We start from the raw sequence: 22,034 nt of genomic DNA on the forward strand, positions 1-22,034 counted from the left end.
GCGAAGACGCTTGCGCACGTCCGCTCATCCGGTTCGCTCAGCATCGCCTCGGGCGAGCGAGAATCGTCAAGGTCAGTTAGAACCCGACGTGCTCTCGGCCTTTCAGCCGGAGGATTTCACGAGCCTCTGCTGGTGTAGCAATGTCGAAGGAAAGCTCTTCTAAGATCCGACGAATCTTTTTGACTTGTTCTGCGTTCGAACGAGCCATCTTGCCCTTTTCAATGAAGATACTATCTTCCAAGCCGACCCGGACGTTGCCACCCATGATTGCCCCAGCGGTAAGCAGTGTCATCTGATGGCGGCCCGCGCCTAGTACAGAGAATTCATACGATTCCCGACCGAAAAGGCGATCCGCGACAGTGCGCATCATTGTGATATTTTCAGGATCCGGGCCGAGACCGCCCAAAATGCCGTAAATGGACTGGATGAAAAAAGGCGGTTTAATCAACCCTTCATCGACAAAGTGCGCAAGGTTGTAGAGATGGCCGACGTCGTAACACTCGAGCTCAAAGCGAGTGCCGTGCTCGCTCAGTTCTGTGACGATGTTTTTTATGTCCTTGAACGTGTTCTTAAAAATCGCGTCTTCGGTCGCTTGGACCGCTGGGCCTTCCCAGTCGTATTTCCATTTCCTGATCTTGCTTGCGATCGGATGAATCGAAAAATTCATGGAACCCATGTTAAGAGAACACATCTCTGGCCTAGCAATTCGCGGATATGCGAGTCGTTCGGCCAGCGTCATAGAGGAGCCCCCCCCCGTTGTGATGTTGATGATGGCGTCGGTCTCGGCGGCTATTCGAGGGACAAACTGTTCAAACAACTCCGGGGCGGGCGAAGGGCGTCCATCTATCGGATTGCGAGCGTGCAAGTGAAGAATAGCGGCGCCGGCTTCGAACGCTTCAATAGACTGTACTGCGATCTGTTCTGGAGTAATCGGCAAGTACTCCGACATCGTCGGTGTATGTATAGAGCCGGTTACGGCGCAGGTAATGATTACCTTGCGTTTTTCTGCGCTCATGGAGCGTCTCCTCGGAGGATCACAAACTTGATATGCGCGGGACGTTGTCGCCGGTGATTAGAACGGCAGTCCGGGGCGGCAGGTATGTGACCTGTCTCCGGCCCGTAGCAGTTCGAAAATGAGCCAAGACATGCCGCGGCGGACTTCACCTCACTTGTCACTTTTGCGCGCAGGTGTTGTATGCTGGACTAACTATGGAAATGGCTGATCGCATTACTTTTCGCACGGGGCGCCAAAGCCTGATTCGGGCAATTGGGAAGCGCCCAGCCGCTGGGCGCTTATCAATCCGCTAGGCTCCGGTCATTCCGGGCCCTGTCCCCAGAGACTTCATGTTCGCGGGGATCTTTTCCGCGAAAGTAAACGGACCGGCCTTGTTTTCTTCGATCCACCGCTTCTCGGCTACAGATTCAAAGGGAGGAGGAATTTCGCCCTGAACCGTCCACAGGTCAACAGGCAGTTCGGCAATCGAGAACTCGCGGTCGAAACCTCGATCTCGCACCCAGGGCGCAACGAGTTCGTCGATCGTCCTCATCCAAAACTCCCGCCCAATCGGGCTTGGGATCGTCCTTGCAATCTGGTCGATCTTGAACCGAACAAAGTTGTTGCGTGGTTCTCCGCCAACGAAGCACGAACCTTCTTCTAGCTCCTCGAAGATTACGACAACATAAAACCGCGGAATCGGTATCTGCGCGTACGCCTCGGTAATTACCTTGGACATAGCCTTCTTGTCCTCGGCAGCGTAAGCCCCGGCCGGGTGATAAATCTTCCACAATGGCATAGTCTCTCTCCAGTCCATGTCGACCAACGTATTAACAACTACCTTGCTTCTAGCAAGGAACCCGTCGCTACCTGCCGCGACTAACTTTTAACCCTCACCTACCTGTTCGTCATTGAGTAACGATTGACGCGTGCTCGCCATTAACGACGCACTCACGCCTGCGAATAGCGGTTGACCGATTAATCAGCCGAAATCATCTTCTTAAGCTCATTCGACCAGTAAATGTGTGGCGATCGCGTCACCGATGGGTGAAAGACAGTTCTATGGTTGTCGATCTCTTAGGGGCTATCCCTGATAGGAAACCGTTACCTTATGAGCGGATGATACGTAGCGCTATGAGACCCGGCGAGGTTCGACGGTGCCAACGTAGAGGTCATTTGGTGTCAAATTACCGACAGTGGCGGCGCGATATTGAATCAGTGCAAGGGCGGCGACAACGACTCAACTGGACGTAGCTTGTAACCGATAGCATCGAACACTTCTTGTGAAATCAGCGAGCCCGGACCTTTCTTCGGAGAAACCTTGTGCTTAACATGTCATCGGATGACCCGCCGCCGGCCTCTCCCGACTACCTGCGAAATTTGGCGATGGATGCTCCAACGCAGAGGGTGTTTGGGTTACGCGCATTATTTGCAGAACTCGCAGACCAAGGCGTGCCGGCCGACCAGTTGCTGGCGGGCTCTGGGATAACGACTAACCAGCTAAGTGACCCCCGATCCCTGGTCTCGCGCCGACAACGGCTAGTAGTCTATGACAATGCGCATCGTCTATCCGGTCGGCCGGATCTAGGGATCTACGCTGGTAAAAGACAACGCATGAGCGATTTCTGCGTCTTCGGATACGCAATGGCAAGCTGCCGCACGCTGGGGGACGCACTCGATCTGGGCCTAAAGCAGTTTCCGCGCGCCACGCATACCGTTCCACTAGGTTCTCGCATCGAAGGCGACCTCGGCATTTTGTTCGCGCCCAATGCCACGTTTTTAGGAGACGCATTGCCGTTTGTTAGCGAGTTTTGGTGCAGCTCGATGAATGGTTTGTTTTGCAATATTTTGGAGGCGCCCTTTCCCTCGATTCGGATGCTCGTCTCTTATCCCGCCCCCTCGTATTGGCGCGAGTACGAGACGCAGTTCGGCTGCCCCATCGAATTCGATGCGGGGGTCAACGAATGGCACTACGACGCGCTAGCGCGTGATCTGGTGCTGCCGAACGCGAATCCGATGACCACGAGCATCCTTCAGTCTTTCTCGTGGGATCCGCCACTAATAGACGAAGCCAAAGGCCTTGACCTGGTATCTACCATCACCGCCATGCTTATGAATCAAAAGGGTGACATTGGAAACATCGATTCTGTAGCCGAAAGACTGGGACTGTCCCTGCGGACGCTGCATCGCCGCCTCGCGGCCGGAGGCGTCACATATAAGTCAATCGTTGATGAGGTGCGCCAAAGACTGGCCTTCCGGTTCCTTAAGCAAACCACGATGACGATCGAGCAGATAGCGGAGCAGACAGGATTCTCAGACGCGTCCAACTTCCGTAAGGCTTTCAAAAGGTGGACAGGCCGGACGCCGAGTGACGTGAGACATCCGGAGGACAAGAACGTCTCGCAACCACCGTCCGAGGCGTCGTTCAATTCAAATCCGCGCCTTTGAGCTGGCTAGAAACTGAACTGCGTTTGCTTACCTGCTAATCAACGAGTAGGAACACGCCCGCGCAATGCCGCGCGGCAGCGCACGGTCGCGAACGTTCAGTCCATAGCGTTCGTTCGCGTGAGTGCCGCCACGCGCGCGGGAGAGCCGTAAAAACGTCAGCAGAGCGGCGACAGTCCGAACTGACGGAGCTACTTATGACCCAACAGACGGTTTAACTCGTCGCTCGTCATGATTGCGCTCGCTCAGCTTGCACTGCCGAAAAGCGACGCTTGATGTGCCAATTCGATCTCGGCGGCTTCCCGGCGTGTTACGTCCTCCTTCGCCCGTCTACTGGAGGCTCGGCCCTCGGATCTTCCCCTTTTCAAGGCCACATCACGTTCACTGTTGTTACGGCCCGATGACTCGCACGCCTCCCAAGGAGAAGCTTGTCGCTAGGCTCCAGAGTTTTGGTTTCCCGTCACCCTGCTATCCAAGCTACGGGGCGCCTGACTCTTACCCCGGCAGGACTAACCCCTGCTGAACACGCCAGCCTGCGCTGGACACACAGTAGGCCGGGGGAGTTTCACCCCCAGCACCGGGTCACCGGAAGCAGTCACCCGCCTCCGGTTCCCACAGAACGTAGCGTGCGGATTTCCCCAGCGTAGGCATTGGCTTGCAGCGTGCCGTTGAACGATCCGAGGTACTGCTGCGGGTGGATGGCCTTGCAATCCGGTGTATAGGCGAACCAGACCGCCGGCGGCGTCATGTCGCCTGAGTCCCGGTCGTCGCGCACGTAGACCCACAGCCGTCCGGTCTTCCTCTTGCCATTGCCCGGCGCAAGCACCGGCACTGGCGCATCGTCGGCATGCAGTTTCGTGGCTGCCGTGGAATATGTGCCAGCCGGCCTCCGGGAGTAGTTTGCGTGGCTCCTGTTCCGGAGACGCGCTCTGCTCGCTCGCCTGCTGGGCGTCTCTGCTTTCGCATGAGTGGGCTCAGTGTGGACGCGCGCTAGTCACGGACTCGCAACAATTGTCGCGGCACATGATCCGAATCCAATGGAGGCAAAGCCCGTCCTCTCGCATCGCCCTTGCAGAGTGACTTCGTCCCCTTCAAGCAAGAACGCTCGACGCTCACCATTTGGAAGGTTGATTGGCTGCTGCCCCCCGACCGTCAGTTCCAGCATGCTGCCCAGTTCGGCGTTCGTCGGGCCGGAGATCGTACCTGTACCAATCAAGTCTCCAGGCAACAGATTGCAGCCATTGACTGTATGGTGCGCAACCATCTGTGCGGGTGTCCAGTAGAGATGCCGGGAGTTTGAGTTAAGAATTTCCACGGCTAGATCCCCACGCTCACGCATCTTTTCCGTGGACAGAAGAACGCGAAGTCCGATGTCATAAGCGCCGGATTCCTGATCTTCAGAATCAAATAAATACGGGAGCGGATTGGGCTCGTCGGCTCTACGCGCCAGCACGGGTACCCGAAACGGTAGTAGTGCCTCGGCGGTTACAATCCACGGTGACACGGTCGTCGCGAAACTTTTGCTCAAGAAGGGTCCCAATGGAAACATCTCCCATCGCTGAATATCGCGCGCCGACCAATCATTGAGGAGTGAGAAGCCAGCAATCTGTTTGCTGGCAGAGCCAATTGGCACGGAGGTGCCTTGAGGATTTCCGGTCCCAACGTAGAATCCAATCTCCAATTCGAAGTCGAGCCGCTCGCATGGTCCAAATCCAGGCGCTTCACCACGCGATTTTGGCGGGCGTTGACCGAGAGGTCTGCGCACCATAGCGCCGCTCACCTGCACTGACGAAGCTCGGCCGTGATACGCGATAGGTACCCACTTGTAATTGGTCGGCAACGGGTCGTCTGGTGTTAACTGCGCACCAGCAGCGATAGCATGGTAAATCCCCGCATAGAAGTCCGTATAGTTCGAAATTGAGGTCGGCCTATGGAGCTTGCAGGCCGACATCTCGTGCAGTAGACGCGTTGCATGTGAGCGAACACCTTCGCCCGATTGGTGAGCGTCGAGCACTTCTCCCACGTGTCGGCGGAGTTGCGAGAGCGCCGGCTGTCCTAGTGAAATCAGCGCATTCAAGGACGATGAGTGTACTGCTTCCTCTGGAAGCGAATTCGGCAGTAGCCCTAGTTTGTGAGCTTCCACGAGGTCAAGAATCTGGTCGCCAATCGCGATTCCCGGACGGGGAGCATCTTCCGAACCCCAGCTAAAGATTCCAAGGGGAAGATTTTGGATTGGAAAATCTCCGGCAGGGTCGTTCGCAGATTCGATCCAGCTTTTTCTGGCCGGGTCATGCGTTTCGTTCAGGGGCACTGCAGTCATGCTTTCACCTCAAGAGTTTTAGCAGCATCACTAGTCATTCAGGCCTCATCCTTCCCGTGTCCGGGATGGCGAATGACCTCACTTCGCGGCAAAAAGTACATCTTGATCGGCTTCGGGAAGAAGGACGCCGTTCTCGAACGCCTGGTAGCCAGGAATGTCGACGAGGAACATCACCACTTCGGTAATGGGTTCGCCTGTCGCGGAACTCCAAGCTTGCGCAAGCTTTAGCAGCAGCTCGCGCTTGAGCTCCTCTGAACGACGTCGGATCAGGCCGACCATACGAGTCCCTGGTGTGGCTTCCCCCGCAAGGAACAAGTTGCCTTGCGGCACCTCAACGAAGGAGCAACTGACATAGTCGGACGGTGCTCCCGTGACCTCACAATGTGTGGTGGTGACGGCACGAGCAATCTCTGCCTTGCGCTGAGCACTAATGCTCCCTGCCGTTACGGTGAATTGATAGAAGGGCATAGTCTTCTCCTTTAAGTCGGGACAGATTCAACGTCTGACGCGTGGTTTTCATCGCCTAGATGAGAGGAACGCGTTTCCTTTGACAACAGCAGTGCTAGAAGCGAAATGCCACAAAGCGCGGCCATATAGATGCCAATGGAAAGCGGTCCAAAGCGTTCTAATAGCTGGCTCGCCACGATCGGGGTGATAGCGCCGCCCAGTACCGTGGCAATGTTGTAGGAGAGACCTGCTCCTGTGTATCGAAAGCGGGGTGCGAAGAGCTCGGGAAGATATGCACCGAGCGGGCCGTATGCGAGGCCAATCGCGGCTTGCAGAACAATCACGCCAGCCAGCAGTGCAACCGTGCCGCCGCCTTGAATGAGCGGAAAAAGGCCAAGAGCTGCCATCAGACACAAGCTGTTGCCAATGATCAGGACTCGCTTGCGACCGATCTTGTCGGACCAGACGGCGCCAAGGATTGTCGTGACTGCCAGCGACACACCCCCTGCCATGCCTATTAATAGGACAGTAGTGCGATTAAGACCAAGATTTAGCGTTCCATAGCTCATCAGGTATGTGATGCCGAGATAGAAGAGACCGAACACCGCGATGGTGCTGCCAGTCGCGAGAACCAGCTCTCTACGCTGCGTGGTGAACAACTCGACTACGGGGAGTTTGACGACGCCCGATTTCTCAACGACTTTGTGTTGGAAGACGTCAGTCTCTTCGAGAGTTACCCGAATAATGAGCCCTACAACAATCAGGGCCGCACTGGTCAAGAATGGGATTCTCCACCCCCACGACAAGAACTCAGCGTTTGTCAGCGTGGAGGACGTAATGAGAAAGGTGGCGCTGGAGAGTAGGAAGCCAATCGCAGGTCCGAGTTGGGGAAACATCCCGTACTTGCCTCGCTCATGAGCGGGCGCACTCTCGGTCGTCACGAGACTCGCGCCCGCCCACTCTCCGCCCATTGCAAGGCCTTGTACGCATCTAAGGATGACTAACAGTACTGCAGCCATCGGGCCGACGGTCTGAGCGGTCGGGAGAAGTCCGATTCCCACAGTTGACAGACCCATTAGGAGTAGCGTCGCAACTAGGGTGTTCTTGCGGCCAAGCCTGTCACCGAAATGTCCGAAAAGGACAGCCCCAAACGGCCGGATGACGAACGCGACGCCAAAAGTTGCGAGCGCAACAGCAATTGCAGCAGCTGTTCCCAGTGATGGAAAGAAGATCTTGTCGAAGACAAGCGCGGCAGACGTCCCGAAGATGGTGAAGTCATAGAACTCAATGACCGTCCCCACCAAACTCGCCGTCGCAACGCGCCCCATCCGAGTACCAACAGTAGTCGTGGACATGTGGCTAACTCCGGGATCAATTGGCCTTGAGAGCTTTGAGATGAGGCGGCAGATTCTCAGCAAATTGAGCCCTGCCGTTTCCGAGCGAAAAGTCCTCGGGCCCCACCTCTAGCAAACTGACAAAGACATCTTGCGGACGGACTGCAAGGCGCTCGGATAGCAGCTCGGCCATGCGCCGGTACAAAGCGGCCTTTACATCATGCGACCTTCCTGCGGCGAGCGTGATCTGTATGGCCATGAAGCCGTCAGTGCGGTCAATCTCATAAAAGCCAGGGTCATAGATGAGCTCACCAGGCTCATGCTGCGTGACGATCTGAAACCGGTCGCCAACTGGAATGCCAATCGTGTCAACCATCGATTGATGGATGGCGTCGGCAACACCGCGAGTGAACTCGGGCGTGGACTTGTTAAGAGAGATACGAACTAGCGGCATGTGTGTCTCCTTATGAAGGGCGCCTTGTAGCGTCGATTCGCTATCGTCTTGCAACCGTAGCACACGAAAATAGGACGAACAAGTAAATTATCGATATTTCACACTTTCATTGATGGGCGACTGGAATCTCTGTATGATCCAAGAATGTCTACAATACCCCTCGACCCCCCAGCCGACGCCACCAGCCTGACCTACTCCACGTATCGCCGTCTTAGGGCTGAGGTGCTGTCCGGCAGGCAAAAGCCAGGCCATAAGCTCAAAATTCAAGAGCTTTCGGAGCAGCTGGAGGTGAGTCAGGGAGTGATTCGTGAGGCTCTTTCTCGGCTTGCTGCGGAAAGACTTGTTGTGGCCTCGCCGCAGCGGGGATTTCGCGTCACTCCGGTTACGGCCGACGAAGTGCGAGATCTCACGGTAGCGCGGGTCGAAGTTGAACTTGTATGCCTTCGGCGTTCAATCGCTCGCGGCGATGTAGCGTGGGAGGCGGGCGTTGTCTCTGCCCTGCACCAACTTAATCGAACGCCTTCAAATCCTGCGGAACTGGATGAGGGATGGATTGACGCCCACACGCAATTTCATGATTCGCTCGTCCGGGCGTGCGACAGCACATGGCTATTGCGGGTGCGCGAGCAGCTTGTTGTCCAAGGCGAGCGCTATCGTTGGATCAACGTTCGAATGTCGGACGAAAGCCGTGACTTGCGAGAAGAGCATCGTGAGATCGCTGGCATGGCGATCAGCCGTAACGTCGAAAGAACCTGCGAACTAGTTGAGCATCACCTGCGGCATACGGAAACGCTCACGCTACGATCACTCGGGGCTGATTGACATAGACGCATACGGAGCGTCTTCGCAGGCAGAACGACTTCTCCTCCTTCTTCTGCTGTCCTGTGCTGCCACGCTACACGGGAAGTGGTGTGGCGCCCGATATCACGCCGCTCCCGTCTAAGTCAGCGCGTCGCACGTGGACTGTAGAGGCAATAGCTGAAATCTACGGGCTGACGCTGGAGGCACTGGCGGCGGCGGTGCTTCGCTTCGGCACTCCGGCACCCCGCTTTGTGCTTGGCTTGAAGGCTCTTATCCTACCCAGAAGAACTTTACGTTCTGCCCCGCATTGACGGCCCGCTGCAGCCAGTCCGGCATCGCGCCGCGGCCGTCCCAGCCCTGCCCGTGCGCGTTGCGATAGCGCACCGCCCCAGGCAACGTCGCCGGTGGCGGCTCGGCTAAACAGCCGGCGGCCTTCAGATGAGCCAGGGTCAGGCCGTGCTGGGCCATCTGGATGCGGATCCCCAGGTAATTGCTTCGGCGCGCTCGATTTCGATCGACTTCATTCTAGGTGCACAGATTTGACGAAGCTGCGGAGCAGGATCCTGCGTTGTCGTTTCAAAGACCGTTGGGCATTGTTCCGGCGGATCGCTGGTGTAAAGCAACCTGCTCCCTTGGGGATTGGGAATCACGTGGTCACCCCGCCGCTCAAAAACTAATCAGACTCGAGGAGCCCGCCGGGCATCTGTCCTCGTGCGGTTTGTCCACAGGCTTATCCCATCTCGCGGTGGAAAAATCCCTGCCCTCGGGGGCCCCCCTCAGGCTGGCCCCGGCTTGAACTTGGTTTTCGTCGCTGGCACCCGGCGCCTGGGCGACACTAGGCGTCGCGTCGCGGTGGCTTCCGCATCGGCCCGCTCGGCCCGCTCGGCCCGCCGTACTGCCGTTGCCAGTTCCGCCCGCAGCTCGTCTTGGGCCGCCTGCCCTCGCCCGAGCGCCTGCTCTGCCTCCGCCAGTTGCCGGCTGAGCGTGTCGCGCTCGGCCAACAGCCGCGCCACGCCTCGGCGCCGGCGACGGCGGCGTCTTGCGCCCGCACCTCACCGCCGCCAGCTCAGCGCGCAGGTCCGCGAGCGCCTGCTCAGCCTTCTGGCGCAGCGTGCGCTCCTGGTCGATCTCGAGCAGCGCGCGGCGCTCGGTGGCGCTAGCCCGCTCCTGCGCGACGGGGTAATCGAATGGAATTTGGCCGTTTGACGACCCGAGTTTTCCTCCCCACCTAGAAAGGATAATTTTTGTAACATACCGTCCTTCCTGGCGGCATTGCGCGTACATGCCCGGCTTGGTCAGCATTCGGAGGGTTCAGCAGCCTCTGCGAGCGCCGTTCCGACGGTGTGTCCCTGAGCCCTACTGAACCGATCCGATACGATGGCGCGACTGAGACTTCTCGAGAGCGCCTCGTTGCAGCGCGCTTCGCCTCTGCTGCGCTCCTCCTATCCAGCCCCAACTATGGACGTCTCCTGCCCGCACGTGCCTTATCGCCCACCTATACGCGCGAATACGGTCGCAACTGCCTCGATTTTTCGGTCACCGTCGTCCGAGCGCCGCCAGACGAGCGATATGCGTCGAAATGGTGCGCTGCGCCCCAAACTGATTTCCGTAACCGAGTAGGCGTCGATAAGCGGCCTTCGCGGTTGTGGCACCACCGTAACGCCCATTCCAAGCGAGACCATCGACACGATCGCATCCATCGACCTAAGTTCTAGCGTCGGAGAGAGACCGGGCACGAGCGAACGCACGTGGCGTGCGGCCACCCGACCGCCGGACAAGCTTGTGTCATAGCCAATCCAGCCGAATTTACTCAGAAGCGCTTTGGGTTCGATGCCTGAGACCTGAGGCGGCGCCAGCATGACATATGGTTGCCGCCAAATGTCATGCCACGCCATCCTGGTGGAACCGCCGTTTTCCGGCCTAACCAGCAACGCCGCATCTATCCGTCCAGCGCGCAGTTCAACCAGTAGTTCATCGGTGTCGTTGAGCGGCGGGATGCGTACGTCCAGTGCCGGGTGGTTCTCTCGCAGCGCCTGAAGCGCGGCGGGCAGCAGGTCGCTCTGCATGCTGGTAATAACCCCTAGCCGGAGCTTGCCCTCCACCTTGAGAGAGGGGCGGGACCGCATTGCCTCAATGCGGTCACCGAACTCTGAAGCTGCCGACGCGACTTCGATGGCGAAAGGCGTGGGGCGAACAATGCGGGTACTTCGGTCGAAAAGCGGCTGCCCCAGATACTGCTCGAGCTGCTTGATCTGAAGGCTCACGGCGCTGGGAGTACAGCCCACGGCCACTCCTGCAGCAGTGAAGTTGCCATGCACCAGGATCGCGCGAAGTGTATTAAACGCACTCAGATTCATAAGAAAAACTCAAAGTTGAAATTTTAGTTTATCACTTCTCTTCAAATTCACGGACCCCTAAACTTTGCTCTACCCAAGGCCGGAAAGCGTTGACAGACAGGCCGCTCACCAACTCCTTGAGCCGAGAAAGCATGACCCAGCCCCAACCCTTTACACACGTCGACTTGCGCAGCGACACGGTGACATTGCCGACAACCTCGATGTACGAGCGCGTCCTGGCTGCCCCGCTTGGGGACGATGGTCTCGACGGAGACCCAACCGCGCAAGCGCTCGAACAATCCACCGCTATTATTCTGGGCAAAGAAGCAGGCCTGTACGCTCCTAGCGCAACCATGGCGAACCTTCTGGCCATCCTCGCGCAAGTAGAACGGCAGGAGATGGTATTGGCAGGCGCCGCATCGCACATCTACACAGCGGAGCGCGGCGCAGCAACCGTTACAGGCGCCTTCTACCAAGCAATTCCGGACCCCAACGGAGCGTTGGATCTCACGGCGTTGGCGGCAACCCTTGCTTCGACGAAGGGCAATCTGCGAACCCGTCTCGTATGTGTGGAGACCTCCCACAACAACGAGGGTGGGTCCGTAGCCTCGATCGAGCAGATGCGCAAGGTCTACGAGACCTGCAACGCAGCCGGCGTCAACGTCCATCTGGACGGTGCTCGACTCTTCAATGCCGCTGTCGCGTTGCAAGTCCCGGCATCCGCCGTCTGTGATCAGGCAGATACGATCTCGGTCTGCCTTTCGAAAGGCCTGAGCGCACCGATGGGTGCTGTACTCGTCGGCCCCGAGGAGACCATTCGCAAGGCGCGCTGGCTTCGCAAACTGCTTGGCGGCGCACAACGCCAGGTTGGTATCGCCGCTGCCATGGGACTCGAGGCGCTCGACACCATGGTTGACCGTTTGAGCGAGGACCACGAGCACGCGAAAGCTCTGGCTTGCCGACTGAAAAGCGTTCAAGGTCTTCGCATTCGACAGCCGCAGACCAACATTGTCCAGGTGGAGGTATCGAACACTGGTATGAGCGCGAAGGACTGGGAAGCCCAATTGCGCGCACGCAATGTGTTGGTACGGCCTTGGGGGCCCAGCTTGCTCCGCTGCGTTACTCACCGACATATAGATGGGTCGTCCATCACTGCGGCCGTACAGGCCTTCCAGGCCATCGCAGCGGTCGCCGCGGTGGCCGCGATCCGAGACAGCAAATCCTAACGGACCAGATTTCAACTTTTCATCAAGAGAGTTCCCCAAATGAACAAGGAAATCCAATTCGAGAAGCAGCCGCCCAGCTTCTACGCCGGCGACGCTCTGCATGCCATCAAACAGAAGAAGCTTCAAAAGGCTCTGGAAACCTCGGGCTTCGACGCTTTCCTGTTCTTCAAGGCAGAAGCCGTCCGCTGGGTGTCAGATTTCTACGTGAAGGGATTTCGCCCTTTTCTGGAGCCCGAATACGTCGCTCTTGTCGTCAAGGGAAAGCCGCCGGTTGTCGGCTACATCTCGGGTAGCGATGACCTGCGTATCCGCTTCAAGTCGGACATTGAGGATGCACGTCGCCTCCCGCACGTGTCGAAGTGGCACGAGACCATTGCAAAGATGTTGTCCGACTACGGCGTGGCGAACGGCCGCGTCGCTACTGACATCATGCCTCACATGGTCTACAAGGGGCTCAGCGAGACCTGTCCCAACCTGGAGATTGGCGACGTCTCGTCCATGTGGCTTCAACTGACTGCAGTGAAGGACCCGATTGAAGTCAACCTGATTCGCAATTCGCTGCGGGTCGCTGACCTGGGTGCCCTGGCTGCCATCAAGGCAATCAAGCCAGGCGTAAGCGAGCATTCCGTTGCAGGGGAGGCCGTGTATGCGATGCGTCGGGCAGGCTCCGAGTTTGAGCCCTTCATCCCGCTGGTGGCCTCCGGGGCAAATGCATCCATGTTCGAGCGCATCGCGACCGAGAAAATCATCCAGGCAGGCGAAATGGTGATATTCGACCTGGGCGCTGTCGTTAAGGGTTACACGGCGGACCTTGGCCGTACCGTCATCTGTGGAGAGCCCACCGCGAAGCAACGCGAGGTCTACCGCGCCACCTACCTCGCCCTTCAAGAAGCGAAGAAGATGATTCGCCCCGGAGTGACCGGAAAGGAGATTGATGCGCGGGCGCGCGAGGTTATCGCGGATTCTGGCTGGGGTGACTACGTCTACACCGGCAACACGGGCCATCAACTGGGCTATGGCCTTCATGGCGAGCCGCTCGTTGACCGTCGTGTCGACTTTGTCGTCGAAGAAAACATGGTCATGTGCCTCGAGCCGCGCATCGTGCTCCCGGACCAGCCGGAGGTGGGCGGAGCGCACTTGGAGGATGTGGTGGTTGTCACCGCCAATGGCTTCGAGCAACTGAACACGACCCCGTACGACGAGCGCCTCCTGGGCTAAATCTGTCTTCAATCAGCGGAGAGCAAGCAATGAATCAAGCATCGAAAGGCCGCCGACAGTTCACTGCGGCGATTGGCGCAGCGGCACTTGCAACGGTATTGCCTCGTGTGGCGTCAGCGCAAGGCGAGAAGCCGCTTCAAATCATCGTCGGGTATCCGCCCGGTGGCAGCACGGATGCATTCGCACGCTTGATTTCCGCTCCCCTCCAGTCTGTACTGGGTCGAAACGTTGTCGTTCGGAATCAACCAGGTGCTGGCGGCCAGATAGCTGCCAGCGCGCTCCTGCGCGAGGGCAAGGACGGTTCCTCCATCCTCGCTATCAATCAACCGGACTTGAGTCTCGTGATTGCGAAGGGGACCGGAAACTTCAAGGGCAATGAGTTCCGCACGATTCTTGTAGACTTGCATGAACCTCGCGTGTTTCTCGTTCGGAACGATTCAACGCTGAACACGTTCGCCAAGTTCGTCGCCGAGGCGAAGGCAAATCCCGGCCAACTGTCGATTTCCGTAGCCGGAAATACCGCCCAGGAGACCTACGCGCAATGGCTCGTGAAGCAGCTCAAGATTGATGTCACGATTGTCAATTACAAGGGCGGTTCGGAAGCTATTAACGCACTGCTGGCCGGAGACGTCACCGCCAACCTTGGTGACGACTTCAATCGCTTCAACCTGCGTTCCAAGACGACCGCGCTATTCATCGGCGGGGACCGGAAGAGCCCGCGTTGGCCAGAAGCCGACACGCTCAAGAATTTGCTGACGGCCTACGGCGTGTCAATGCCCTCCCCAACGTTCCTGCAACGATATGGAGTGTATGTGGTGTCGGCCGAATTTGCCGAGAAGAATCCGAAGGCATACCAGGAGCTGCAACAAGCACTTCTGAAAGCACGCACCAGCCAGATGTACACGGAGTATCTTGAGAAGAACAAGCTGACTGACCTCTCGGTGGGCACCGCGGGCGAGAAATTCGAGCCGGTATTCGCCGCAGAACTGCGCGAAATCGAACGTCTTACTCGTTAAAGCCCCTAAGTTCTCCCGCTCCATTTCGACAAGACAGAGTCGAGCCTGCATGCAGCCGATTGGCTCACAGGGCGGTCTCTAGAATGAGGTGCAAAACCCTTTAGGGAAGTGCTGATTGTGCGACACGTGCTGCTTGCCCGCGGCGTGTCGGTATTTAAGTTTCAGCGGGCAGCGAAGTTCGTTCTTGTCTTGTCACATACGGTACTAGCGTGCTGTGACCTGCTGTACGACCAGCAGTTTCCTACCTGGACAGGCGCGATGAGTAATCGTCGGGTCTGAAGCTCCGGGGACAATGTACCCGTCGAAAGACGTCATGATTCGGCGACGAATGGTGGCGATGCTGCAAGCCGCAACGCGGTGTAGGGACTAGGAAATTTCCGCATGCGCAATAGATGTGAATCGCTGATAAACCTCGTCAATTCCAATGGGCCAAAGCGGCTGGTAGGCCCTGACCAAAAGGTAAGCAGCCGGTTGCTCCTTTGATCAGTAGGGGCACGTCGTCATCAGGGCTGCCGGGGGATAGGCGGGCGCTAAACGGAGAGCCCTCGGGCTGGAGGTATCGCCGAGGTCGGCCAGAACGGGAACGTGGTAAGCCCGATTCTCTGCCAACATTCAGAACATCGAATCGTTGGCAAGCGACCCGTGAGGGAAGCTGTTGGGGAAGCGGGTAAGAGAACGCGCAAAAAGCGAATGCCAGACTGTAATTGTCCGGATAGGAGTTCAAACTTTGCTCTGACCTGAAAGGGTGCAGACTTGCGCGAGGTGTGGCTGTCGCGAGCCAGTATTTGCGGTCCAACGTGGGGCAGCTTGGAAGAGACTGTCGTTGTTTTACGGCAGTTCAGCGCCCCCGTCTCAGCAATGAGATGGGCCAACGATATGACGTAAGCGGAGGTCTTGTGCTGTATGGCAAGGCCGGCACCTGGCAACGGTGCTTTAGCCATGCGCGAGCCGTATGCGAGGAAACTCGCACGTACGGTTCTTTGGGGAGGGGGCGACGGTGACGTCGTTCCCTTACCCGCTAAATCAGTGAGCGAGTCATGGCGGCAATCGGCGATCGCGTTGTCATAAGCGAGTCCTTGATTTTTGATGATTGCGGGCGCCAACTTCGACACGGTCGGCTCCGCATCGCCCGATGCCCGACCGGCGCGGAGTGCATTCACATAGAACGGTATCCGGAAAAGCCCGTGGTGGCGGCACTCGTCGCGTTCTGCCGCCGTTACTGTATTGCAATGGCAGTGGCATGCCGGTCATTAAAGCCCTGCGCAAGCAGCAGGCGTTTGGTCAGGGCATGGACGTCGTCAAGCGACAACTGGACATCATATTGCACAGCAGATCTCCTTGGGAATGGGAAAGTATGTTCGGGGCAGGATCACTTGCGCACGAGCGGGCAAGCGCTATCAGCCAAGGGAAGAAAAGCGACTTTGGCCGGTACCGTTTCCAGGATCCTGTAGTAGTCCCATGCGCCTTTGGATTCGGCTGGCTTCTTGACTTCCACGAGATACATGTCATGCATTACCTGCCCATCCTCGCGAACCCACCCGTTCTCGGTGTACATATCCTGGACTGGAAGCTCGCGCATCTTCGCGGCGATTGCCGTCGCGTCGTCGGTCTTCGCTGCTTCAATCGCCTTGAGGTAGTGGCGCACCGCAGAGTACACGCCAGCTTGCGTCATCGTTGGCATTGCCTTCCGGCGATCAAAGAACTTGATCGACCAGGCGCGCGTGGCGTCGTTGCGATCCCAATAGAACGCAGTCAAGAACTGAAGGCCCTGGGCGCTCTTGAGACCCATGCTCTTTACGTCAGTAAGAAAGACTGCTGGGGCGGCTAGGGCTTGCTTTCGCGTGATACCGAACTCGGCGGCCTGCTTCACAGTTGAACCATATCGCTACCGGCACTCGCGGAGACCACAACTTTCGCCCCGGAGTTCTGAGCCTGAATCAGATAAGAGCTGAGGACGGGAGAATGGAGCGGGAATTTCACTTCGCCCAGGACTTTTCCCCCGGCATCGGCAACGGTTTTCCGGGCGGCTGCAAACGCCGGCGCACCTGCGGACCAGTGCTGACCGGGCCGCGCGTCGCGCGATCCTCGTAGAGCGGCGCACCGCGATGGCTCAGAAAGAGTGGCTGGTCGAAGTGATCGCCGCCGTCTGCCAGTTGACGACGCTTGCGCGCGCGATCGCTGTGCACGTAGATGTACAGCCGTTCGTAGAAACCGCGCGGCAGGTGCAACACGCCCTTGACACCGCCCTTCGTGTCGATGCCGGTACCCGGCCCGCAGGCGAGACGGATGTCGTCACCGTGAAACTCGCCCGGCTTGCGCATCACGTGTTTCGCGCGCACGGTCAGTACCGTCTGGATGCGGGCGCCCGTCAATAGCGGTGCCTGCGATCCACTGCGGGCGGGCGTCGCGCCGGGTGTGTCGCGGTCAACGACCTCGGTCAGCGGCAGTTGCCGGATTGTCGTTCACCTTGCGCCAGCCGTTTCACGTCTTCGGGCCGAGGAGCAAGCGTTCGGTCTTGCGGTGATTAAATGCGAGGCCTCACCGCCCCTATCCACGGCCGTCCATAGCCACCGCTTCTACGTATCCAGTGCGCGGGCCAATTCTCCCGCTCTCACGAAAGCCGCGTTGACGGCGTCATGCATCGCCTGCTGCGTTCCCCGCTCGTCCAGGACACTTAAAGCCGCCTCGGTAGTTCCTCGTTTGGAGGTGACGCGAGTTCGCAGTACATCGAAGCCTTCTCCGAGCTTCGCCTGCCCTATCGCGCCAGCAGCCGTTCGAAGGACGAGTTCACGTGCCACCGCTGGCTCGAATCCTTGTGCCTGGGCGGCCTGTTGAAAGGCCTCGAGAAAGTGAAACACATAGGCCGGCCCGCTCCCGCTTACGGCGGTGACCGCATCCAACCTTTCATCCGAATCGACCCAGAAGCAGTAGCCGGTCGAGGCCAACACGCGTTCAGCTATCGCCCTGTCCGCTTTAGACACAGCGTCTGAAGCGGCCATAGCCGTAACGCCTTCGCCGATCAAGGCACCCATGTTGGGCATTGCGCGTACTACCCGGTCGGTGCCGAGCCAACGTCTCAGGGTGGTGAGCGACAACCCTGCCGCAATGCTTAGATGCAGCGGGGTACCTAGATGAGGACGCGCGTCCTCAAATGCTTGTCGCAACACTTGCGGTTTGACAGCCCAAATCACCACGCTGGCATCACGGACCTGCCCGTTGGCTTGCTCGACAGCCTCGATCCCCAGCGTTCTCAGGTAATCGCGCTGCGCTGGGTCTGGTTCCACCGCCGATAGCGACTTGCAGGGCCATCCGCATTTTATCAGTCCGGTAATCATCGCCGTTGCCATCTGCCCCCCACCAATGAAGGTCAAGGGTCCATTCGAAGTGGCGTCGCGTTCCTCAAGTTTCATGTCTGTTCCATCCGTTGCGGGCATTGTAGAAAGTGAATCCGAGCTGTCGTTCCGTCCAGTCGATTCTGAATTCGGCAGCCAATTTTGTCGAATACTCAATTCCGGAGAACACCAGCCCAGGCACTCCATCCACGTAGTCCAAACCGAACTGGTTTGTTGAAGAAATTCGAAGTGGCTCAGTCAGACACGTTTCCGCGATGAGAGACTCAGGCGAGCAAGCCTCCGACGGACTATCAAGGACTGTCCGTACCAGCAATTCAATTTGCGTTGACTATGGTGGATTACCCGGACTCACCCACTGAGTCAGAAGCCATCTTCCGTAACAACAGGTGACTCGACAAGACGCCGTCGGGCGCGACAGCGCCGCAGCGGACACCAGGATTTCACATGAAGATCGCACTATGGATCTATGACCTCGAAGGGCCGTGCAGTTCCTACGCAGATTGGCTGAGCTCCGTTGAGAAATACGCTGGAGCCTGCGCCAGTGCCGATGCAAAACTTTTGATACTGCCAGAACTTGTCGGCTTGCACTGGGCAAGCTATCTACAATCGAGACCTTCGGCATCTGCGGCGGAAATCATTTTGGCCATTGCCGGCGCGTCTCCTTCGCTGATTTCCGACCTCACGGAGATCTCCCGTCGAAACAATATCTCGATTCTGGCAGGCAGTTTTCCGCGTATTGTCGAAAATCGCTTGGCTAACCAGGCCATTCTCGTCGACGGGCACGGAGTCGTCGCTACGCACGAAAAACTGTGTCTTACGCCGGTCGAGAGAAACGAGTTTCAGATCCAAGCCGGGGACAGTCTTTCGGTCTTTGACATCCACGGCTGGAGATGCGTCATCCTGACATGTCTGGATATCGAGCAACCGTGGCTTTCTTGCCAGGTCAGTCAACTCGATATCGATCTGGTACTCGTGCCGAGCATGACAATGACGCCCGATGGCTACCACCGAGTATTCAGCTGTGCAAAGAGCCGAGCCGTCGAGCTTCAGGCTGCTGTGTGCGTGGTTGGTGCCGTTGGAAATACTCCGTACACGCCGTTTCATGCCACGAACTTCTCCGGGGCGGCTATCTTCGTACCATGCGAGGAACTGTTAGGTTGCGACGGAGTTCTCTTAGACGTCGCGCCCAGTGCGTCCGCGGAGAAGGCGGAATACCTGGGGCTTCACGTTGCCGACGTCCCCCTTTCGGTCATACGCACCATGCGCAAGGGAGGGGCGCGGGTGTGGCCGGGGGCATGGCGGCCGAGTCCTCAGTTCGAAGTCAAGCGTGCGGGAGCGTTGGCGATAGTCCCGCCAAATGCGCAGTAATGTCGCTCACGGGTTCTGATCCGATACGAACCGCGTCGCCGGCCGATTCCTCCCAACCCCATCCGACCGTCGATTTTTCTGAACGGTATCGCCTTTAACTAATTGCCTCGGCAGAAACCAACATGAACGAATTACCGAAGACGACAGCATCCCCGCCGTCTCCCCCGCTTAGCCGAGCCGAATATCTGCGGAAGATTCTGACCGCGAAGGTATACGACGTTGCATCCGAGTCCGAGCTCATGGAGGCGCGCAAGCTGTCGGAGCGTCTACGTCACACCGTGCTGCTGAAACGAGAGGACACGCAATCCGTCTTCAGCTTCAAGGTTCGGGGCGCGTACAACAAAATGGCGCGACTCACGCCTGCGGAGCTCGCCCGCGGGGTGATCTGTTCCTCGGCGGGAAACCACGCTCAGGGCGTTGCCCTGGCGGCGCGCAAGCTACGGTGCCGTGCGGTGATAGTCATGCCAACAACAACGCCTGAGGTGAAGGTAGACGGTGTCCTCGCGCTCGGTGGCGAAGCTGTCCTGTTTGGCGACAGCTATACCGACGCATACCAGCACGCCGTAATGCTCCAGGAAGCGGAGAACCTCACCTTTGTACACCCGTTCGATGATCCGGAGGTTATCGCCGGTCAGGGAACCGTCGGGATGGAAATCCTGCGCCAGCATCAGGGCCCCATCGACGCGATCTTTTGCCCGGTTGGCGGGGGCGGGCTGATTGCGGGTGTCGCCAGCTATGTGAAAGCCGTTCGACCGGAGATAAAGATGATCGGCGTGCAGTCGATCGACTCGAGCGCCATGCTGAAGTCCGTCAGTGCGGGGATGCGCGTGCAACTCGATGAGGTAGGCTTGTTTTGCGACGGAACGGCCGTGAAGCTGGTTGGCAACGAGACCTACCGCCTTGTGCGCGAATTGGTGGACGAGTTCGTCCTTGTGGACACCGACGCCGTATGCGCTGCAATCAAGGATGTCTATGAAGACACACGGGGGATTCTCGAGCCGTCTGGCGCCATGGCCGTCGCTGCGGTAAAGCAGTACGTAGCGCGCGGGAATGGTATCGGCCAGACGTTCATCGCCATCACCAGCGGTGCCAATATGAACTTCGAGCGCCTGCGCTTCGTCGCCGAGCGAGCGGTCATTGGTGAAGAGCGGGAGGCCATTTTCGCGGTCACGATGGAGGAACGGCGAGGCGCGCTCAAGAAGTTCTGCCAACTGCTTGGGACGAAGAGCGTGACCGAACTCAACTATCGTATGTCTGAAAGACCTGACGCCCGCGTGCTGGTTCGGCTGTCGATAGCTGCCCGGGAAGAGATTGCCCGCGTCGCTAGCATCTTCTCTGACAATGGTTACAGGACTTTGGATCTCACAGACGATGAACTGACGAAGGAGCACCTGCGGCACCTGGTCGCCGGACCGTCAGCGCAATCGGAAGACGAGCAACTGATTGAATTCATCTTTCCTGAAAAGCCAGGGGCTCTGTCAACGTTCCTCTCGAAGCTTGATTCGGAATGGAACATAAGCCTCTTTCACTATCGCAACCAGGGCGCTGATTTCGGGCGCGTGCTAGTTGGGATTCAAGTGTCGTACGACGGTCGTGCCCAGTTCCAGGAATTCCTCGTAAATCAACCTTATCAATTCACCAATCACACAAACAACGCCGCTTATCAGATGTTCTTGCGTTGAGTCTCAATGGAGGGCTGGAAGCTAATAGCAGAGCAGGATCGCCCCAATGTAGGTCTCCGGCTTTCGGCTCACTGACTCAGCGCTCCTGCTTCTGGGAGACCCCGACGCCTGCGAGGGAGCGCTGAGCAGCATCGACATTGGCTCGACGAGGTGGCCCTGCTTCAAAGATCGAAAAGCCGACCAAGCGATGGTCGCTTCTGTTCAATTCCAGCAAGCTTCTGCATGTGCCACGCCAAGGCATGATTGCTTGACGTCGCAGGCTTTCCGGTAAGACTTTCGATTGCAGGAAGGGCCTCAAAGGTGGGCAGAGTCGTACAAGAAATGAAGACCCCGTCTACGTCCGCAGACATGGGACCACCACCGTGAACAGCTGCCTCTACCACGCTCTGGGTCGCGATCAGGCCCACCTTTCTGTCGTCTGGCTCTTCAAACGACACGATCGAATCGACTTCGAGGCCGCGCGCACGCAACCCATCGACGATCTTGCGGTTAACGTCCGCCCGATAGGGCGTGACAAGTCTGATTCGCCGCATCCGAAGGGCGGTACATGCAGCGAGACACGCCGATACGGGTTCCGTGACGGCCGCTTCCGGATGGACGCTACGGATGATGTCGGCTACCTTCTTCTCGCCAAGAACCATGGTGCCCGAGGTGCAGCCAAAGGCGACAACCTGCGCGTTGAAATCTCGTGGAAAAAGGGCGGCGGTGGGACCCAGATGATCCGCCATTGCCGCCAGGCTCTCTGGCGTGATGTCGAACTCGTTGAAAATACGGCTGTGGTATAGCGCGACAGGACTGGGAGGCAAGCTCCTCCGGATCTCGCCTTCGAGCGTCCGATCAGTCCTGAGTACAATCAGAGCCAGCTTGGCCATTGTTTCGATATCGGTTCGAAACTCGTATCCGATTCGTGTCTGCTGCATAGCGCGCATCCTGAGTTGTGAGTCTCTGGAGGATACGGCATCCGAATACCGGTCGACGGGCCAGTTACTTCAAACCGTGCAGGCCATTTGCAGCGACCCATCGCCCCTCCATGGCAAGCC

Annotated in this window: 17 protein-coding genes and 2 pseudogenes; 7 read left to right on the forward strand and 12 right to left on the reverse strand. The window is 58.0% G+C overall.

All coding sequences use genetic code 11. The annotated features are described in order from the left end of the window. Positions 1-76 precede the first annotated feature (76 nt). Positions 77-1,015 (reverse strand): 3,5-dioxohexanoate:acetyl-CoA acetone transferase, encoded by a 939-nt coding sequence (gene kce / locus AC3FKH_RS28900; RefSeq protein WP_488679127.1) that lies wholly within the window; start codon positions 1,013-1,015, stop codon positions 77-79. 289 nt (positions 1,016-1,304) lie between these two features. Next, positions 1,305-1,793: a tautomerase family protein gene (locus AC3FKH_RS28905; RefSeq protein ID WP_039013847.1), complete on the reverse strand. Its 489-nt coding sequence runs from the start codon at positions 1,791-1,793 to the stop codon at positions 1,305-1,307. A gap of 587 nt (positions 1,794-2,380) precedes the next feature. On the opposite strand from AC3FKH_RS28905, the gene AC3FKH_RS28910 reads away from it, so the two are divergent. Then, a complete protein-coding gene (locus AC3FKH_RS28910; RefSeq protein ID WP_488679163.1) occupies positions 2,381-3,442 on the forward strand; it encodes an AraC family transcriptional regulator in 1,062 nt (353 codons plus the stop codon). A gap of 634 nt (positions 3,443-4,076) precedes the next feature. Here the strand turns inward: AC3FKH_RS28910 and AC3FKH_RS28915 are convergent. From AC3FKH_RS28915 to AC3FKH_RS28935, 5 genes and pseudogenes are all read right to left on the reverse strand, one after another. After that, positions 4,077-4,295: pseudogene (locus tag AC3FKH_RS28915) on the reverse strand (IS66 family transposase); the annotation flags it as partial. Positions 4,296-4,433: 138 nt separating this feature from the next. Beyond that, the gene (gene fahA / locus AC3FKH_RS28920; RefSeq protein ID WP_488679128.1) at positions 4,434-5,759 is read right to left on the reverse strand and encodes a fumarylacetoacetase; all 1,326 of its coding nucleotides are present in this window, start codon (positions 5,757-5,759) and stop codon (positions 4,434-4,436) included. Positions 5,760-5,837: 78 nt separating this feature from the next. Next, positions 5,838-6,227 (reverse strand): tautomerase family protein, encoded by a 390-nt coding sequence (locus tag AC3FKH_RS28925; protein WP_488679129.1) that lies wholly within the window; start codon positions 6,225-6,227, stop codon positions 5,838-5,840. Between the two features lie 11 nt (positions 6,228-6,238). Beyond that, positions 6,239-7,561, reverse strand: a complete 1,323-nt coding sequence (locus AC3FKH_RS28930) for an MFS transporter (protein WP_488679130.1) — start codon at positions 7,559-7,561, stop codon at positions 6,239-6,241. Between the two features lie 16 nt (positions 7,562-7,577). Next, entirely contained in the window at positions 7,578-7,994 is a 417-nt protein-coding gene (locus AC3FKH_RS28935) for a tautomerase family protein (protein WP_488679131.1), read from the reverse strand. A gap of 144 nt (positions 7,995-8,138) precedes the next feature. Here AC3FKH_RS28935 and AC3FKH_RS28940 point away from each other — a divergent pair, with 144 nt between their 5' ends. Beyond that, entirely contained in the window at positions 8,139-8,816 is a 678-nt protein-coding gene (locus tag AC3FKH_RS28940; protein WP_488679132.1) for a GntR family transcriptional regulator, read from the forward strand. A 249-nt stretch (positions 8,817-9,065) separates the two neighbouring features. On the opposite strand, the gene AC3FKH_RS28945 is transcribed toward AC3FKH_RS28940, so the two are convergent. Next, positions 9,066-9,263: an H-NS family nucleoid-associated regulatory protein gene (locus AC3FKH_RS28945; protein WP_488679133.1), complete on the reverse strand. Its 198-nt coding sequence runs from the start codon at positions 9,261-9,263 to the stop codon at positions 9,066-9,068. Positions 9,264-10,279: 1,016 nt separating this feature from the next. After that, positions 10,280-11,152 carry a LysR family transcriptional regulator gene (locus tag AC3FKH_RS28950; RefSeq protein WP_488679134.1) on the reverse strand — a complete coding sequence of 291 codons (873 nt, stop codon included), beginning with the start codon at positions 11,150-11,152 and terminating at the stop codon, positions 10,280-10,282. Between the two features lie 131 nt (positions 11,153-11,283). Here AC3FKH_RS28950 and AC3FKH_RS28955 point away from each other — a divergent pair, with 131 nt between their 5' ends. The 3 genes from AC3FKH_RS28955 to AC3FKH_RS28965 are packed head-to-tail and all read left to right on the forward strand — an operon-like array spanning position 11,284 to position 14,591. Next, a complete protein-coding gene (locus AC3FKH_RS28955) occupies positions 11,284-12,357 on the forward strand; it encodes a threonine aldolase family protein (RefSeq protein ID WP_488679135.1) in 1,074 nt (357 codons plus the stop codon). 39 nt (positions 12,358-12,396) lie between these two features. Further along, complete coding sequence (locus tag AC3FKH_RS28960; protein ID WP_488679136.1) at positions 12,397-13,575, forward strand: M24 family metallopeptidase; 1,179 nt, start codon at positions 12,397-12,399, stop codon at positions 13,573-13,575. 29 nt (positions 13,576-13,604) lie between these two features. Next, positions 13,605-14,591, forward strand: coding sequence for a tripartite tricarboxylate transporter substrate-binding protein (locus tag AC3FKH_RS28965; RefSeq protein ID WP_488679137.1), 987 nt, complete (start codon positions 13,605-13,607; stop codon positions 14,589-14,591). Between the two features lie 1,369 nt (positions 14,592-15,960). On the opposite strand, the pseudogene AC3FKH_RS28970 reads toward AC3FKH_RS28965, so the two are convergent. Then, positions 15,961-16,868 (reverse strand): annotated as a pseudogene (locus AC3FKH_RS28970) (ABC transporter substrate-binding protein). A gap of 299 nt (positions 16,869-17,167) precedes the next feature. Further along, positions 17,168-18,001: a pyrroline-5-carboxylate reductase gene (gene proC / locus AC3FKH_RS28975; protein ID WP_488679138.1), complete on the reverse strand. Its 834-nt coding sequence runs from the start codon at positions 17,999-18,001 to the stop codon at positions 17,168-17,170. A gap of 387 nt (positions 18,002-18,388) precedes the next feature. Between proC and AC3FKH_RS28980 the strand changes: the two genes are divergently transcribed. Together AC3FKH_RS28980 and ilvA are read left to right on the forward strand one after the other, a co-directional pair. After that, positions 18,389-19,312, forward strand: coding sequence for a nitrilase-related carbon-nitrogen hydrolase (locus AC3FKH_RS28980; protein ID WP_488679139.1), 924 nt, complete (start codon positions 18,389-18,391; stop codon positions 19,310-19,312). Positions 19,313-19,434: 122 nt separating this feature from the next. After that, a complete protein-coding gene (gene ilvA, locus AC3FKH_RS28985; protein WP_488679140.1) occupies positions 19,435-20,994 on the forward strand; it encodes a threonine ammonia-lyase, biosynthetic in 1,560 nt (519 codons plus the stop codon). A gap of 161 nt (positions 20,995-21,155) precedes the next feature. Here ilvA and AC3FKH_RS28990 read toward each other — a convergent pair whose 3' ends face one another. After that, positions 21,156-21,914, reverse strand: a complete 759-nt coding sequence (locus tag AC3FKH_RS28990; RefSeq protein ID WP_488679141.1) for a maleate cis-trans isomerase family protein — start codon at positions 21,912-21,914, stop codon at positions 21,156-21,158. Between the last annotated feature and the right edge of the window lie 120 nt (positions 21,915-22,034).

This window comes from Cupriavidus sp. 21MJTG02-4 (assembly GCF_057798975.1).